Below are 13,306 nucleotides of genomic sequence, written 5' to 3' on the forward strand. Positions count from 1 at the left end.
ATCACGCCCCCCCTGTAGGAGCGAGCATGTCGAATCGTCGCACCGTCGCGATGGTCGTTAACGATAAAGCGGGAAGCCTGATGCCCCGCGGTGGCCTCAGGTTCTTCGCGAACATGCTCGCTCCTAAAGGGGGGGCGATGTTGTTGAAGTTTGGTGGGCATAAAAAAACGGCCCGCAAAGGCCGTCTTTTTGTTTACCGCAAAGGCTTAGCCACCGAGGTACGCATCGCGCACTTTCGGATCGGTCAACAGCGCTTCACCGGTGCCTGTCATCACCACCCTGCCGTTTTCCAGCACGTAGGCGCGGTCAGCGATTTTCAGCGCCTGGTTGGCGTTCTGCTCGACCAGGAACACCGTTACACCGTCCTTGCGCAGCTGTTCGATGATATCGAAGATCTGCTGGATGATGATCGGGGCCAGGCCCAGTGAAGGCTCGTCGAGCAGCAACAGCTTGGGTTTGCTCATCAGCGCACGGCCGATGGCGAGCATTTGCTGTTCGCCGCCGGACATGGTGCCGCCACGCTGGCTAAAGCGCTCTTTCAAGCGTGGGAAAAGTCCGAGGACTTTGTCCATCTGTTCCTGATAGTCGCCTTTGGCGGTGAAGAAACCACCCATGGAGAGGTTTTCTTCGACGGTCAGGCGGGAAAACACCCGACGACCTTCCGGCACCACGGCAATGCTCTTGCGCATGATCTGCGAAGAATCCTGCCCGACCAGCTCCTCACCCATGTAGCGGATGCTGCCGCTGTGGGCCCGCGGCGAACCGCACAGGGTCATCAGCAGCGTGGACTTGCCGGCACCGTTGGCGCCGATCAGGGTCACGATCTCGCCCTGGCGGACTTCGACGTTGACGCTGTGCAGGGCCTGGATCTTGCCGTAGAAGGTGGAAACGTTTTCGAACTGCAGCATTTACGCTTCCCCCAGGTAGGCTTTGATCACTTCAGGATTGTCACGGATCTGTTCCGGCGTACCGTTGGCCAGAGGCGTGCCCTGGTTGATCACGACGATGTGGTCGGAAATGCTCATGACCAGTTTCATGTCGTGCTCGATCAGCAGCACGGTGACGTTGTGCTCTTCACGCAATACGCTGATCAGCGCCTTGAGGTCCTCGGTTTCCTTCGGGTTCAGGCCGGCGGCCGGTTCGTCGAGCATGAGGATCCGCGGACGGGTCATCATGCAGCGGGCGATTTCCAGACGCCGTTGCTGACCGTAGGCCAGGGTGCCGGCCGGACGGTTGGCGAACTCCTTGAGGTTGACCTTTTCCAGCCAGTACTCGGCAAATTCCATGGCCTCGCGTTCGCTCTTGCGGAACCCCGGGGTCTTGAACAGGCCGGACAGGAAGTTGGTGTTCAGGTGGCGATGCTGGGCGATCAAGAGGTTCTCGACCGCGGTCATGTCCTTGAACAACCGCACGTTCTGGAAGGTACGCACCACGCCTTTGAGGGCGATCTTGTGGCCCGGCAGGCCTTCGATCGGCTCGCCATCGAGCAGGATGCTGCCGCCGCTTGGCTTGTAAAAGCCGGTGAGGCAGTTGAACACGGTGGTCTTGCCAGCACCGTTGGGGCCGATCAGGGCAACCACTTGTTTCTCTTTCACGCTCAAGGCAACGCCGTTGACCGCCAGCAAGCCGCCGAAGCGCATGCTCAGGTTTTCTACTTTAAGGATCTCGCGGCTCATTTGCGCAGCTCCATGTGAGGACGTTGCATGGGCAGCAGACCCTGAGGGCGCCAGATCATCATCAGTACCATCAAGGCACCGAACATCAACATGCGGTACTCACTGAACTCACGCATCATTTCCGGCAGCAGGATCATTACCACGGCGGCCAGGATCACACCCAGCTGCGAGCCCATGCCACCCAGTACCACGATGGCGAGGATGATCGCCGACTCGATGAAAGTGAAGGACTCCGGCGTCACCAGGCCCTGACGGGCAGCGAAGAAGCTACCGGCGAAACCGGCGAAGCTGGCACCCAGGGTGAACGCCGACAATTTGATCACGGTAGGGTTCAGGCCCAGTGCACGGCAGGCAATCTCGTCTTCACGTAACGCTTCCCACGCGCGGCCCAGGGGCATGCGCAGCAGGCGATTGATGACGAACAGCGCGCCGAGCGCCAGCAACAGCGCAACCAGGTACAGGAAAATCACCTTGTTGATCGAGTTGTAGGCGATGCCGAAATACTCGTGGAACGTCTGCATCCCTTCAGCGGCCTTACGTTCAAAGGTCAGGCCGAAGAACGTTGGTTTCTCGATGTTGCTGATGCCGTTCGGACCGCCCGTGAGGCCGGTCAGGTTACGCAGGAACAGACGGATGATCTCACCAAAGCCCAGGGTCACGATCGCCAGGTAGTCACCGCGCAGACGCAGCACCGGGAAGCCGAGCAGGAAGCCGAAGGTGGCCGCCATCAGGCCGGCGATCGGTAGGCAGATCCAGAAGCTCAGGCCGTAGTAGTGCGACAGCAGCGCGTAGCTGTAGGCGCCAACGGCGTAGAAACCGACGTAACCGAGGTCGAGCAGGCCGGCCAGGCCGACCACGATGTTCAGGCCCAGGCCCAACATTACGTAGATCAGCACCAGCGTCGCGATATCGACTGCACCGCGAGAGCCGAAGAACGGCCAGACCAGGGCGCCGGCGATCAGCGCGATAATGATCCAGCGCTGAGTGGTAGGCAGGGTCAGGAAGTTGCTGGCCTTGGCTGGGATCAGCGGCATGCTCGGCGAAGAACGCCAGGCCGAGCTGATCTGCTGGTCGAACAGCACACGCAGGAACATCAGTACCGAGCACACCGCGATGGTGATCAGGGTGGCGTCGCTGGTGCCATGAACTTCGAGGTTGATGCCGACGATGGTCAGCTTCAGACCGAGTACCGGGTAGGCCACGGCCCACACCAGCAAAGCGCTGAACAGCGCCTGTTTAAGATTCCTAGTCATACCTTCTCAACCTCCGGACGGCCCAACAGGCCAGTTGGCCGGAACAACAACACCAAAACCAGGAGGCCGAACGCCACGACGTCCTTGTATTGGTCGCCGAAGATATCGGCACCAAAGGCTTCCGCCACACCCAGCACCAGTCCGCCAAGCATGGCGCCCGGAATGCTGCCGATACCGCCCAGTACCGCGGCGGTGAAGGCCTTGAGGCCGACCAGGAAACCGGCGTTCGGGTTGATCACGCCGTACTGCATGCTCAGCAGCACGGCCGCGATGGCCGCCAGCGCGGCACCGATGACGAAGGTCAGGGCGATGATGTTGTTGGTGTTGATACCCAGCAGGTTGGCCATCTTGATGTCTTCGGCACAGGCGCGGCAGGCGCGACCCAGGCGAGAGCGGGAGATGAACAGCGTCAGGCCGAGCATGGCGACCAGGGTCACCACGAACACCACGATTTGCATGTAGGAAATCAGCACTTCATGTGCGCCACCTGGTCCGAAGGCAAAGTTGCCCGGAATCAGGTTGGGGATGGATTTGTCCTTGGAGTCTTGCGCCAGCAGAACCGTGTTCTGCAGGAAGATCGACATGCCGATGGCGGAAATCAGCGGGATCAAACGGTTGCTGCCGCGCAAGGGGCGGTAGGCGATCCGTTCGATGCTGTAGCCGTAGGCACTGGTGACGACGATGGTCGCCAGGAAAGCGGCGGTCATCAACAGCGGAACACTGTCGAGTCCCAGCATGGCCAGCCCGGCGATGGCGATGAACGCCACGTAGGAGCCGATCATGTACACCTCGCCGTGGGCGAAGTTGATCATTCCAATGATGCCGTAGACCATCGTATAGCCGATGGCGATCAGGGCATACGTGCTGCCAATGGTCAAACCATTAACCAGCTGTTGGAAGAAGTGATAGATGTCAGGCATTACAGCGCTCCTAAAAACCTGATACGCATTTCACTGGTGGAGTCATTTTCCCGCCCGGGCCCCGTGGATCTGCATCCACTTCGAATCCGGGATTTGCCAGCGAACCGCTGATGACGGTTTTGAGATTTTCAGGTGGGGAGACTAGCGGATCACGCCAGCACGGCCCAGATACGTTCGTAAAACAAAGCCCACGGCACGCCGTGGGCTTTGTTGGCAGTCAGTCAGGCAGCGCCTTACTGAGGCTTGGCTTCAGTTTTTGGTTTGCCGAAGTGCCACTCGTAAACCACGAATTTGAAGTCTTTCAGGTCGCCCTTCTCGTCGAAGCTCAAGTCGCCGGTAGGGGTCTTGAAGGTGCCTTTGTGGATGGCTTCAGCCACTTTGGCGGAGTCTTCGGACTTGGCCGCCTTGATGCCTTCGGCAATCACTTCCACAGCCGAGTAGGCCGGGAACACGAACGGACCGCTTGGATCTTCTTTCTTGGCCTTGAACGCGTCAGCCAGGGCGATGTTGGCCGGATCCTGGTCGAAGGATTTCGGCAGGGTCACCAGCAGGCCTTCGGAAGCGTCCTTGGCAATCTGCGAGATGGAATCGTTACCCACGCCTTCCGGACCCATGAACTTGGCTTTCAGGCCTTTTTCCTGGGATTGACGCAGGATCAGGCCCAGTTCCGGGTGGTAGCCGCCGTAGTAGACGAAGTCGACGTTGGCTTGCTTGAGCTTGGCGATCATCGACGAGAAGTCCTTGTCGCCGGCGTTGACGCCTTCGAACACGGCAACCTTCACGCCTTTGCCTTCCAGGGTTTTCTTCACGGCAGAGGCGATACCTTCACCGTATTGCTGTTTGTCGTGCAGCACGGCAACGATTTTCGGTTTTACGAAGTCGGCGATGTAGTTACCGGCGGCAGGGCCTTGGGCGCTGTCGAGGCCGATGGTGCGGAACACCATTTTGTAACCACGGTTGGTGATGTCCGGGCTGGTGGCTGCCGGGGTGATCATGATCACGCCTTCGTCTTCGTAGATGTCCGAAGCCGGTTGAGTGGAGCTGGAGCACAGGTGGCCAACCACGAATTTCACGCCGTCGTTGACGACTTTGTTCGCGACCGCTACCGCTTGTTTTGGATCACAGGCGTCATCGTATTCAACGGCTTCGAGCTTCTTGCCGTCTACGCCGCCTTTGGCGTTGATCTGTTCAATGGCCATTTTGGCGCCGCTGAACTGCATGTCGCCGTATTGGGCTACAGGACCGGTTTTTGGGCCGGCGATGCCGATCTTGATGGTGTCAGCTGCGAACGAATGGCTGGCAACCCCGGCCAGAACCATAGCGGCAAACAGTTTGGAAATCTGCTTAGTAGCCTTAGTCATAGTGCTCCACTCTTACTGTTGTAATTTTTATAGTCCTGGCGCCGTCGGCGGCAGAACCGGGTCAGTATCTACGACATTCCCCGGAAAAGCCCCTCGGCAACTGTACCGGTACAGTGTAGAGCGCCGATTGTCAGCCTGGGAAGCTGGCGCCGGGGGGCAAAACTTGGGGGTGTCGCTTTTTCGAAAGAAAAAGTCAGAATTGCGGCGGGGCTTTGACGGGCTTATAGCCAGATTCCGTGCATTCCTTGGCATTCCTGCGCTTTTCATTCGATCCTGCAAATTGCATCTGGGTTTTTCTGCCTGACCACCGACGTTATCATTGCGTCGATTTCTTTTCCGGACCGGACCCATGATTGAAGAACCTAGCACCCTCTATGCCAAGCTGCTTGGAGAAACCGCATCTATTACCTGGAAGGAGTTGGAGCCGTTCTTTGCCAAGGGTGCCCTATTGTGGGTCGACCCCGGCCTTGATTTGATCGCTGCCGCCGAAGCCATGGCGACCGATGACGGCGAGAAAGTGGCCGCCTGGCTGGCTGACGACAAGGTCGCCAAGCTGTCTGAAACGCGGGCGCTGGATCTTTTTGAAAGGGATCCGGAGTTGTGGGCGGTGGTGGTTTCGCCCTGGATCATGATTCAGGAAAAGGCGCAGGCTTGAATGGTTGCACTGTCTTGGTGCGATGGCTTGGCGGAGATAAGTGTGTAGCCGAGTAGCGTGATGGCACGTTGCCGTAGAGAAAGGCCACGCTTCACGGTGACGTAAACGTAACGGGAACAGTTGGGTAGGCAATTAAACGACTGCCCAATTGTTTCGCGCGCGCGCGCCTTCGCGAGCAGGCTCGCTCCCACAGGGATCGCATTTACCCAGAAGGTACGCGGTCAACTGTGGGAGCGAGCCTGCTCGCGAATGGGCGTGCCACGGATTAAGCGGTTCTACCCGTATGGTTATTCAACGAAATCACCTTGGTCTTGCCAATCCGGTGACGATAGATCTCACGCAGGTACTTGATCGCTTTCTTCACGCAGTCGCGTGACAGGCGGATATCGTTGATCGAGACAAACTTGTCCTTGTCGTTGATCAGCTCGCGATACTTCTTCTCGTACATCGGTTTGATCGCATACCAATTGGTATCAAGAATTTTCGCCGGGTTCTCGAACTCGTTGAGCAGGTCGTCGATCAGGTCTTCATCGAATTGTTCGTTGATGATGAAGTCCAGGACCGAGTTGTCCAGGGTGTCATCGAAGCGGTAAGGCGCACGCGCAAAGCAACGCTTGATGAACGCCACGATCAAGGTCAGGAAATCGTCCGACAGGCATGGGCTCTTGGCGATCAGGGTGGTCAGCGACAGGTTGGCCGAGGCACCGATCACCAACGCATAACGCTTGAGCGTGGTGTTGGGGAACAGGTTGTTGAGGTGCGTCTTCAGCCGGTTCAGGTCCATGTAGGACAGCTTGTAGTCCTTGGGCAGGGAAACGATTGACACCACCGACGAACAGTTCTTGAAGAAGTGCAGGTCGTGCAGGGCTGCCGCGTCATATCCCGAATTCTTGTATTGCTCCAGCGACGCACGATAGCGCTTGGACTCGATCGGCAACAGGCTGATGCCTTCGATGGCCTGGGTGACCTTGTTGAAGTGCGGCAGGTCGATGGAGCGGAAGAACAGATCGTCGATGTTCAGGCGCTGTGGCTCTTTTTCGAACACCTTGAACTTGTCGCCGGTAGGCGCCTGGGTTTCAGGCACCACGGACTCGGCGTAGGCAATCGCCACGGGGCCGGCCAGACTCATGAACAGGTCGTTGGCATCCAGGCGAATGGTTTCGCCGATGTCGATGCCGGCACGCCGGAAATAGTTCTGGTCGTAATCGGTCGTGACTGCCTGCGCGGTCAGGATGTTGAAGATCTGCTGCGAGATGTACTGGTTGGCATGCTTTTCCATGGCGTTGACGTCGATGTTCTGGATGTTGCCGTCATCGCTTTCTTCGGCATAACGCATGATGTCATTGGAAATCAGCATCATGGCGTTCCATGGGCGGATACGTCCCATGACACTGGCTTCGCTGCTGTCTTCGTTGGCGAAGTTGTAGGAGAAGTCCCACTCTTCCGATAGGTATTTGCACAGCAGGCGACCGGCGTTGATGTGCAGCGCTTCGGACATTTCACTGCGGTGATCGGAGATGTTCGGCAGTACGCAGATACCGCTGGTAAAGATCGGCTCGAAGACGAAGGCATGGCCGCTCTTGCTGTCGTGCTCGTCCATCGGCTTGGTGTCGAACGTCTTGTTCATGTACGAGTGTTGCTGGGCCAGGCCGAACTCCGAGGCCATGCCCGAACCGGTGCCGCCACCGGCACTGAAGATCGAAAAATACAGGCGCGACTGGTTGGCCTTGATGCCACAGCTGTCGATCAAGTACGAGTGAATCATCTTCCAGTCCGGGCTGGAGAAGCGCTGGGTGTCCTTGTTCAGGATAATCTTGGCCAGGTACTGTCCGAGGATCGGTGCGTTACCGGCACCCCCGGCATGGACTTCCGACAGGTCCATGATCTTCATCTTGCTGTAGTCACGCAGGAACCCGCTCTTTTCGCCCTTGCGCGAGAAGCGGATACGCCCCGCAATGTCTTTGTCCAGGTCGCCCAGCATCACCAGGGGTTCTACCAGGAACACCGGCTTGGTGGCCTTGTTCGACCCCAGGCGCAAGTTGTTACGAATCCACTGCGCCGGGCTGTAGCCTTTTTCCGCATAGCGTTTGTCTGGCGAGAGGCGATCGTCGTTGTTGAATTCGTTGAGGTAGAACTTGCGGGCGTTGTAGACCAGTTCTGCGACATCCAGCGCGATGTTCGAACCGCAGCGGCCCAGGCCAATAAGGCACACCGACGGGAATTGCTGGTCGTTGTGTTGTTCGTTGTCGCCTTCCAGATGCGGTGGGCGGGGGAATACCATGTCGCGCAGGCCGTCGAGGTTGTCGAGGATGCGATCGGTATTGGTTTCGGTGAAGTACAGGTATTGCTGGGTCGCGAGCGGGCGCGACGGTGTCAATGGCTTCGACGGTGCGGGGCTGTTCGCCGCCGGGCTCAGCGTCAGGTCGGAAAGCGCAGGGGCCGGGTTGTTTTTGGAAGTCATTGTTCGCCATGTACCTGGGCTGGTTGGTCGGGCGGCATACTGTCGTCGACCATCACGGAATGAGAACTCGCGTCTTTTATCAGCGCGTATTAGTCCCGGGCGGCGCAGTCAGCTTGCGCGTCGCTCGGCGGAATCCTTTCCTGCGTCTTGAAGAATCGGCCAATATTCAGTGTTCTTTAATCCAAAGGAGGCAAAATGATGTCAACGCTACCGGCCCTGGGATTTGCCGGAATCGGCCTGATGGGCCTGCCGATGTGCCGGCGTTTGCTCGCCGCGGGGTATCCGCTGGCGGTGTGGAACCGCAATCCGGCCAAGTGCGCGCCGCTGGTTGAAGCCGGGGCACGCCAGGTCGCCACGCCTGCCGAGTTGTGCCAGCACGCCGAGGTGGTCATGTTGTGCCTGGCGGATACCGCGGTGGTTCGCGAGGTGGTTTTCGGCAAGTCGGGCATTGCCGAAGGCGCGAAGAAGGATCAACTGCTGGTAGATTTTTCCAGCCTGGAGCCCACGGCGACCCGGGAAATGGCGACAGAGCTTGGCAAAACGGGCATGGGCTGGCTGGATGCGCCGGTGTCCGGTGGTGTGGTGGGTGCCGAAGCGGGTAGCCTGGCGATCATGGTCGGCGGCACCGTGGAAGACCTTGAGCGGGTCAAGCCGGTCTTGTTGAATCTCGGCCAGCGGGTGACGCACATGGGCGCCGTGGGCGCAGGGCAGGTGACCAAGGCCTGCAACCAGATGATTGTTGCCTGCAATGCGCTGGTCATCGCCGAAGTGGTGGCCTTGGCGGAACGCTCCGGGGTCGACGCCCGCCTGATCGCCGAGGCATTGGCCGGTGGGTTTGCCGATTCCAGGCCGTTGCAGTTCCTGGCTCCGCAAATGGCCGAGAGCCGTTTCGAACCGGTCAAATGGCACGTGCGGACCTTGCTCAAGGATCTGGACGGTGCGGTGAAATTTTCCCGCGAACAGGGTTCGGCGACGCCGATCAGTGGCTTGGCCGCGCAATTGATGCGCCTGCACGGGGGGCAGGGTTTCCTGGAGAAGGACCCGTCTACGTTAGTGCAGATGTACCGTGAGCCAGACCCAAGCGCCTGACGCTGTACGAATGCTTGCGCTGGTTGATTTCGTTCAGCACCGGTTGCAGTTCGGTCAAAGGTATCGGGCGGCTGAGCAGGTAGCCCTGGACGAAATCGCAGCCGTGGCATTCGAGAAACTGGTACTGCTCGAAGGTTTCTACGCCTTCGGTAACCACCTCCAGATGCAGGGTGTGGGCCATGACGATAATGGCCTGGACGATCTCCATGTCCTGGGTGGATTTCGGAATGTCCTGGATGAATGAACGGTCGATCTTCAGCGTGTTCAGTGGTAAGCGCTTGAGGTAAGCCAGGGATGAATAACCGGTGCCGAAGTCATCGATCGACAACGAAACGCCGAGGGCGCGTATCTGCTGCAGCAGCACCAGCGTCTCGGCAATGTTGCCCATCAGAGCGCTTTCGGTGACCTCCAGCTCCAGTCGATGGGGCTCCACCCCGGCGCTGCGCAATGCCAGTGAGATTTCGTCGCTCAATTCTTCGCGTGCCAGGGTCAGGGGTGAGCAATTGATGGCAATCTTCAAGTGCCCGCAGCCCTGGCGCGCCAGCTCGCCCAGGTCGGCGCAAGCCTTGCGCAGCACCCAGTTGTCCAGCTCGGTAATCAGCCCATTGGCCTCCGCTATGCCAATGAAGCGGTCCGGCGCGAGGAATCCGTGGACGGGGTGTTGCCAGCGGATCAACGCTTCGAGCTTGCTGACCTGGTCGGTCTTGAGGTCAAGGATCGGTTGGTAATAGAGCATCAGGCCGGTGTCTTCGCGCAGGGCGTGGCGCAACTCTTCCTCCATTTGCAGTTCGAGCATGGCGCGTGCCTTGAGGTTGGCACTGAAGAAATTCAGGCCATTACGGCCACCGTCCTTGGATTGATAGAGCGCCAGGTCGGCGTTTTTCAGCAGTTCTTCACAGGTCTTGCCGTCTTCGGGAAATACGCTGATGCCGATGCTGGTGGTCATGACCATGCGCCGCCCGGACAGCTCGATGGGTTCCTTCATTTTCAGCATGATGCGCTGGGCCATCTGTCGCGCCTCATCACGGTCATGCAGGTCGATGAGAATGCAGAATTCGTCGCCGCCAAAACGTGCTACCACATCGTCATGACTGCGCACTGAACTTTTGATGTGCCGGGCGAGCACCTTGAGCAATTCATCGCCGGCATCGTGGCCGAGGCTGTCGTTGATACGCTTGAAATGGTCGATGTCGAGGAACAGGACGGCGAGCATGCCGCCTGCGTGAGTGCGCTCCAGGAGCTTTTCGGCGAAGAGCTGATTGAACCCGCGACGGTTGAGCAGATTGGTCAGGGCGTCATAGTGCGCCACCTGTTGCAGGGACATCCGCGCCTGGTCCAGTTGGGTGAGTAGCGAATTCACCCGCAGCAGATCGCGATCCTTGTGCTGCAGCTTCTTGTCAGCCAATGCCGCACTGATGCAGCTGCCTATTATCAGGAGCGTCATGACGGCTACCGTCAGGCCCAATTGCAGATGGTTATTTTCGCCTGGCTGGGTTAACTGGCTGCCAGTTGGCAGGGCCAGGTCGAAGGCGGCCATGCCGGTGAAATGCAGGCTCATGATGCCTGCGCCCAGTACCAGGCTGGCGGCGCATTTGCGCAGTTGGTGAAAAATACCCAAGCCATTACGCAGGTAGCTCGCCAGCAGCAGTGCTGCCAGACTGGCTCCGATGGCGATCATGATCGAAAGGATGAACAGCCCCGGATGGTAGTAGGCCGTGGCTTGCGAGCGCATGGCGGCCATGCCCACGTAGTGCATGGTGGCGATGCCCAGGCCAATGATGATCGACGCCTTGCAGCATTGTCGAAAATTCAGGGTAGGCAAGCTGAGGGTGTGCATCGCCAGCCACGACGCACACAGGGCGATCAGTAGCGACAAGAGTGTGATGGGCAAATGATAATGAACGTCGATCGGCGCCTGGAACGCCAACATGCCAATGAAGTGCATGGCCCAGATTCCGCCGGCCAGGCATCCGGCGCCGATCCAGCGCCAGAGGCGTTGGGACGCTGGTTTTTGCGCATGATTGATCCGTTCGGCCATATCCAGCGTGGCAAAACAGCTGGCGCAGGCGACCAGATACGCCAGCAGCACCAGAAAAGGGTCATGTACACATTGGAGTATGACCTGTCCGCTTTCTGCTAGCTCTGTAGTGAAATGCAGACCAAGCCACTCCATTAGCATGCCCCGTGTTTGTCTCCCTGCCGACGTTATCAACGCTGGCGAATGTCTTGGAGTATAGAGGCCATGGATTGAACGCAAGCGATGGTGGCACATTGTCTACCAATGATTTTGGAATGGACCTTAGTTCGTTTGGAAATAAAATGTTGCCTGGGCCGCGTCTGTCCCCATGGGCGGGTATCAGCTTTACGAATAATTACAGACAGTCCCGGCCTGCCTGACTAGATTGCAGGTTCCGGGCTCGGATGCACTGGCAGTGAAGCCCCCATAACAATAAAAGAGACGGACCCATGCAGAACTCGACCCAAGCGGCGAATGCCTGGCGCATTCTGTTCCTGCTGTTCCTGGCCAACCTGTTCAACTTCTTCGACCGCACGATCCCAGCCATCATCATTGAGCCGATCCGCATGGAGTGGCAGCTCAGCGACTTTCAACTGGGGATCATCGGTACTGCCTTCACTATTGTCTACGCGATCGCCGGCCTGCCACTGGGACGAATGGCCGATACCGGCTCGCGCAGCAAGTTAATGGGGTGGGGCCTGGCGGCTTGGAGCGGCCTGACCGCCGTCAACGGCATGGTCGGCAGCTTCTGGAGTTTCCTGATCGTGCGCATGGGCATCGGCATCGGTGAAGCCAGTTACGCACCGGCCGCCAACTCGCTGATCGGCGACTTGTTCCCGGCGCATCGCCGGGCGCGGGCCATGGGTATATTCATGCTCGGACTGCCGTTGGGCTTGTTGCTGGCGTTCTTCACCATCGGCGCGATGGTCAAGGCTTTCGACAGCTGGCGTGCTCCATTCTTTATTGCCGCAGTACCGGGACTGATCCTGGCGATCTTCATGTTTTTCATCAAGGAACCGAAACGCGGCGCGGCTGAAAGCGTGCAGGTGTCGCAGGAGAAGATTGATCGACCGATTCGCCGGGTGCTGGCGGTGCCGACATTCCTGTGGCTGGTAATGGCTGGACTTTGTTTCAACTTCGCCACCTATGCCTGTAACTCGTTCCTTGTGCCAATGCTGCAGCGTTATTTCCTGATGCCGTTGCAGGAGGCTGCGGTGGCGACCGGGGTGATCGTCGGCGTGACAGGGTTGTTCGGACTGACACTGGGCGGTTGGGTGGCGGACAAGATCCACCAGCGCGTCGCCAACGGTCGCCTGCTGTTCGCCGCGTTCAGCCTGATCATTTCAACGCTGTGCACGGCGTGGGCGCTGCATTCTGGGCGAATAGAGATCGGCGTATTCGTGGCGGTGTTCAGCCTGGGTTGGTTGTTTGCCTATAACTTTTATACCTGCGTCTACACGGCGATTCAGGACGTGGTCGAGCCGCGGTTGCGGGCGACGGCCATGGCGCTGTTCTTTGCCGGGTTGTACTTGCTGGGTGGTGGTCTTGGACCGGTCGTGGTGGGCGCGTTGTCCGATCACTTTGCCCACACGGCGATGCTCTCGGCCGGTGCCGGGCAGATGACCGAGGCGTTCAAGGCGGTCGGCCTGCATGACGCGATGTACCTGATTCCGGTGGCGCTGTTTTTCACCATGGTGTTTCTGGTGTTGGCGTCGCGGTGTTTTGTGAAAGATGCCAAGCGGATGAAGGACGGGTTGGTGGCGGTGGTTGAGCCGGTGGGTTCTGCGGCGACTGCGTAGCCACTTGCGTTGATCGCTCCCACGCGCAGCAAAGGAATGCAGCCCGGGACGCTTCGCGTCCCTTTCGAGAGCTGG

General features: G+C 58.7%; 10 protein-coding genes. 3 read left to right on the top strand and 7 right to left on the bottom strand.

Annotated elements, in window-relative coordinates; translation table 11 throughout:
- Positions 1–206: 206 nt before the first annotated feature.
- The 5 genes from PSUM_RS13380 to PSUM_RS13400 all read right to left on the bottom strand — a co-directional run bounded on the left by PSUM_RS13380 (position 207) and on the right by PSUM_RS13400 (position 5,210).
- The gene (locus PSUM_RS13380; protein ID WP_020798122.1) at positions 207–908 is read right to left on the bottom strand and encodes an ABC transporter ATP-binding protein; all 702 of its coding nucleotides are present in this window, start codon (positions 906–908) and stop codon (positions 207–209) included.
- On the bottom strand, positions 909–1,676 hold the full coding sequence (livG, locus tag PSUM_RS13385) for a high-affinity branched-chain amino acid ABC transporter ATP-binding protein LivG (protein ID WP_046816659.1): 768 nt from the start codon (positions 1,674–1,676) through the stop codon (positions 909–911).
- Positions 1,673–2,929 (bottom strand): high-affinity branched-chain amino acid ABC transporter permease LivM, encoded by a 1,257-nt coding sequence (locus PSUM_RS13390; RefSeq protein ID WP_020798124.1) that lies wholly within the window; start codon positions 2,927–2,929, stop codon positions 1,673–1,675. The genes livG and PSUM_RS13390 overlap by 4 nt, the downstream gene beginning before the upstream one ends.
- On the bottom strand, positions 2,926–3,849 hold the full coding sequence (gene livH / locus PSUM_RS13395; RefSeq protein ID WP_007947264.1) for a high-affinity branched-chain amino acid ABC transporter permease LivH: 924 nt from the start codon (positions 3,847–3,849) through the stop codon (positions 2,926–2,928). The genes PSUM_RS13390 and livH overlap by 4 nt, the downstream gene beginning before the upstream one ends.
- Positions 3,850–4,082: 233 nt before the next feature.
- Positions 4,083–5,210 carry a branched-chain amino acid ABC transporter substrate-binding protein gene (locus PSUM_RS13400; RefSeq protein WP_020798126.1) on the bottom strand — a complete coding sequence of 376 codons (1,128 nt, stop codon included), beginning with the start codon at positions 5,208–5,210 and terminating at the stop codon, positions 4,083–4,085.
- A gap of 349 nt (positions 5,211–5,559) precedes the next feature.
- Between PSUM_RS13400 and PSUM_RS13405 the strand changes: the two genes are divergently transcribed.
- Positions 5,560–5,865, top strand: coding sequence for a DUF2288 domain-containing protein (locus PSUM_RS13405; protein WP_020798127.1), 306 nt, complete (start codon positions 5,560–5,562; stop codon positions 5,863–5,865).
- Positions 5,866–6,130: 265 nt separating this feature from the next.
- Here PSUM_RS13405 and PSUM_RS13410 read toward each other — a convergent pair whose 3' ends face one another.
- On the bottom strand, positions 6,131–8,326 hold the full coding sequence (locus PSUM_RS13410) for a hypothetical protein (RefSeq protein WP_020798328.1): 2,196 nt from the start codon (positions 8,324–8,326) through the stop codon (positions 6,131–6,133).
- A gap of 195 nt (positions 8,327–8,521) precedes the next feature.
- Here PSUM_RS13410 and PSUM_RS13415 point away from each other — a divergent pair, with 195 nt between their 5' ends.
- The gene (locus tag PSUM_RS13415; RefSeq protein ID WP_083348362.1) at positions 8,522–9,415 is read left to right on the top strand and encodes an NAD(P)-dependent oxidoreductase; all 894 of its coding nucleotides are present in this window, start codon (positions 8,522–8,524) and stop codon (positions 9,413–9,415) included.
- Here the strand turns inward: PSUM_RS13415 and PSUM_RS13420 are convergent.
- Positions 9,372–11,588 (bottom strand): putative bifunctional diguanylate cyclase/phosphodiesterase, encoded by a 2,217-nt coding sequence (locus PSUM_RS13420; RefSeq protein ID WP_033045398.1) that lies wholly within the window; start codon positions 11,586–11,588, stop codon positions 9,372–9,374. The genes PSUM_RS13415 and PSUM_RS13420 overlap by 44 nt on opposite strands.
- 293 nt (positions 11,589–11,881) lie before the next feature.
- Between PSUM_RS13420 and PSUM_RS13425 the strand changes: the two genes are divergently transcribed.
- The gene (locus PSUM_RS13425) at positions 11,882–13,231 is read left to right on the top strand and encodes a spinster family MFS transporter (RefSeq protein WP_020798331.1); all 1,350 of its coding nucleotides are present in this window, start codon (positions 11,882–11,884) and stop codon (positions 13,229–13,231) included.
- Positions 13,232–13,306: the final 75 nt, after the last annotated feature.

Source organism: Pseudomonas umsongensis (assembly GCF_002236105.1).
GTDB classification, from domain to species: Bacteria; Pseudomonadota; Gammaproteobacteria; order Pseudomonadales; family Pseudomonadaceae; genus Aquipseudomonas; species Aquipseudomonas umsongensis.

Coding starts and splice junctions, on each gene's coding strand:
- PSUM_RS13405 (WP_020798127.1), top strand. CDS start 5,560: ATGATTGAAGAACCTAGCACCCTCTATGCCAAGCTGCTTGGAGAAACC.
- PSUM_RS13425 (WP_020798331.1), top strand. CDS start 11,882: ATGCAGAACTCGACCCAAGCGGCGAATGCCTGGCGCATTCTGTTCCTG.
- livG (WP_046816659.1), bottom strand. CDS start 1,676: ATGAGCCGCGAGATCCTTAAAGTAGAAAACCTGAGCATGCGCTTCGGC.
- PSUM_RS13415 (WP_083348362.1), top strand. CDS start 8,522: ATGATGTCAACGCTACCGGCCCTGGGATTTGCCGGAATCGGCCTGATG.
- PSUM_RS13390 (WP_020798124.1), bottom strand. CDS start 2,929: ATGACTAGGAATCTTAAACAGGCGCTGTTCAGCGCTTTGCTGGTGTGG.
- PSUM_RS13410 (WP_020798328.1), bottom strand. CDS start 8,326: ATGACTTCCAAAAACAACCCGGCCCCTGCGCTTTCCGACCTGACGCTG.
- PSUM_RS13400 (WP_020798126.1), bottom strand. CDS start 5,210: ATGACTAAGGCTACTAAGCAGATTTCCAAACTGTTTGCCGCTATGGTT.
- PSUM_RS13420 (WP_033045398.1), bottom strand. CDS start 11,588: ATGGAGTGGCTTGGTCTGCATTTCACTACAGAGCTAGCAGAAAGCGGA.
- PSUM_RS13380 (WP_020798122.1), bottom strand. CDS start 908: ATGCTGCAGTTCGAAAACGTTTCCACCTTCTACGGCAAGATCCAGGCC.
- livH (WP_007947264.1), bottom strand. CDS start 3,849: ATGCCTGACATCTATCACTTCTTCCAACAGCTGGTTAATGGTTTGACC.